The organism is Anaerolineae bacterium (assembly GCA_014360855.1).
In the GTDB taxonomy this organism is placed as follows: Bacteria; Chloroflexota; Anaerolineae; order JACIWP01; family JACIWP01; genus JACIWP01.
Genome location: JACIWP010000176.1, coordinates 1 through 2514 on the forward strand (window position 1 = coordinate 1; position 2514 = coordinate 2514).

A 2514-nucleotide genomic window follows, 5' to 3' on the forward strand; every position below is an offset into this window, starting at 1 on the left:
CCCAACACCTTGCCCAGCACGTTGTTATAGATTTTACCCAGCGCGCCGTGCACGTCCAAATGGATGGTCGGGCGGTACTCCGGCCCACCAAGGGCCTCGACGCGACTGCGCAGCCATCGGGCGTACTGGATCAAGCGCCCCCCATTCGGCCCTAACTGCTCATCAATATCGTCTACCAGGGCATGCGGCAGGGAGGCCAGCCGGCGCGCGATCATCTTGTCCGCGCCGTGATAGCGGTCACCGCCGCACTGCGCATGAATGGGCACCGGGGATTCGGGCGCCGGCAGTCCCCATTCCTCCGCAATGACTTCCGCCATGGTCAGCCGGCGCGACAGCGCCACAGCACGCAGGAGCGCCTGCGTGACGCCGTAATGGATGGCCGGGTGGAGGGGTCGCTCCTGACGCACGGTTTCCATCGGCGGCTCTTCTTCCGGTGCCAGCAGGCGCGCCGGCGCGGTCAGGAACTCGCGCCGCGAAAGGCGCCCGGCGCGCGGCGGGCGCGGCAGGGGCCGGCGCTCCTCCACCACCTGGCGCAGGGTATCGAGACCGCCGGCCAGCTCGCGAAAGCTAGCTACCGGCCGGCCTTCCAGGAACGGCGCCACCACCTGCTGGATGACCGCCGTCCCCTCGGCGGCGCGGAAGGGCGGGAAGCGGCCGGCCGTGCCGCTGTAGGCCACACCGACGCAGTCCCCCCAGGTTACCTGGCCGTCGTCCAGCACCAGGCCCACCGAGACCGCCTCGGCCGGCTCGCGCACGAAGCGGAAGCCGGGCGTGACCGCCGGCGCGGTGTAGCGCTCTTCGACCGGGATATGGCGCGCCTGAAGCGCGGCCAGGTCCTCGTAGTAATAGCCGCCAGAGGCCGGCACAGCCAGCACCCGCACGATGCGCGTCATGCGGAAGAATCCCCTCCGGAGGAGAGCGGTTCCATGCGGATGGCCTGGGTGGGGCAGGTGTTGGCACACAGCCCACAGCCCCAGCAGAGCGCCGGCTCATACACCACGTTGCGGCGCTCCTTCCCCTCCACCATAACAGTGGTTCCATCGAACGAGAAGGCGCCGAAATGACAGCGCCGCACGCAGGCGCCGCACAGATTGCACCTGTCCCGGTCATACGCGGCGACATAGCGCGAGCGCGGCCAGGTTCCCTTGCTCCCCAGCATGCCGGCGGCGCGGAAGGGATAGCAGTCGCAGGCACAGCAGTTGCAGATGGCGGTCAGGCCGTGTTCCCGCCAGTCCGGGTCGGCCGTGTGCATCAGGCCCTTTTTGTCCGCCCAGCGGAGCAGTTGGCGCGCTTCCTCGGAAGTGATCCGCCGGCCGTGCCCCCGCGCCAGCATGCCGCGCGCCAAGTCATCCATCCAGATGCAGACCTCAATAGGGCGGTCGCAGTGTTCGCCGGCCAGCCGGCAGTCGCACGGCAGGACGATGATCTCCTGGGCCGCCTCGACCATCTCCTCGACTTCCGGCAGGAGCATCACCGCGTCGTTGTGCAGATGCGCTTCGGTCTCCTCGCCGCGCATGCGCGCCTCGACCGTCGGGCGCACCCGGGCGGCGTATTCGCGCACATAGCGCTCATCCAGGGCACGGCGGGCCTCCGCCGGCAACTGCTTCCATTCGCCGAAGCGGATGAAATAGTCGAGGCGGGTGTAGAAATCGGCCGGCGCATATCGGAGGCCGTCTTCTCCCTCCTGCTTATGCACCACGCCGCGCTGATAACAGCGTTCGAGGAACGCCGCGGCCTCCGCCGGCGCCATCCCCAGACGTTCGGCAACCTCTTCGACCGCCAGCGCCTGTCCGCGCATGGCGACGATGAGGCGCATTTCCGGCTCTTCCACGATGCGCTCGATATACGGCTGGGCCACGTCCCAGACATCAAAGGCTTTCACAAACTCCTCAACCAGCGGCATGCGCTCCTCCACCAGGTACGGATGAGGCCGGCGCCTGCAGGGCCATATACGCCGCCGCGGCGCACCAGCCGATGAACAGCCAGAAGAGGGTCACCGAATGCGGGAAGTCAAAGTTGAAGAAATAATGGTCCAGGACGCCGGCCACCAGCGCGCCGGAAAGGCCGGCCCAGGCGCCCAGCATCAGCGGTTCCAGCTCTTCATCTCCCTGGGCGCGCACGCGCCGCCATCCCCGCCAGACCGCCAGGTACAGCCGCACCAGGAACAGCAGGAACACGCCCACCCCGACCAGACCCATCTGTTCGGCCATCAGCAGATAGGCGCTGGAGACGCCCAAATAGGTGTCAATATCGGGGGTGCCGGCGAATCCCACGCCGAACCAGGGGTAGCGGGAGATGAGGATGAGGGCATCCTTGTACTCGCCCAGGCGCATCTGCGTGGCGCGGTCCTGCGCCTGTAACCCCTCGATCAGGCGCGTCACATAGTCCTGGGTCTGCGGGAGCAGGAGGAAAAGCAGGCCGGCGATGACCAGCAGGATGAGCAGTTTGCGGTAGCGCAGGAGCGCTACCAGCAGGGAAGCGGCCGCAAATCCCAGCAGGGCGGCGCGCGAATAG

2 protein-coding genes and 1 pseudogene (1 of these 3 only partly in view) are annotated in these 2514 nt (G+C 67.7%); all 3 read right to left on the reverse strand.

The genetic code is table 11. The features are described 5' to 3' along the window. On the reverse strand, positions 1 to 893 hold an 893-nt coding region (locus H5T60_10065; protein MBC7242775.1), incomplete at its 3' end, for a hypothetical protein. Beyond that, positions 890 to 1903 (reverse strand): 4Fe-4S binding protein, encoded by a 1014-nt coding sequence (locus tag H5T60_10070; GenBank protein MBC7242776.1) that lies wholly within the window; start codon positions 1901 to 1903, stop codon positions 890 to 892. The genes H5T60_10070 and H5T60_10065, both read right to left, overlap by 4 nt. Then, positions 1890 to 2514 (reverse strand): annotated as a pseudogene (locus H5T60_10075) (O-antigen ligase family protein) (it continues 866 nt past the right edge of the window). The gene H5T60_10070 and the pseudogene H5T60_10075 overlap by 14 nt, the downstream one beginning before the upstream one ends.

Excerpts from the sequence above, each read along its gene's own strand:
- H5T60_10070 (MBC7242776.1), bottom strand. The coding sequence starts at position 1,903 with ATGCCGCTGGTTGAGGAGTTTGTGAAAGCCTTTGATGTCTGGGACGTG.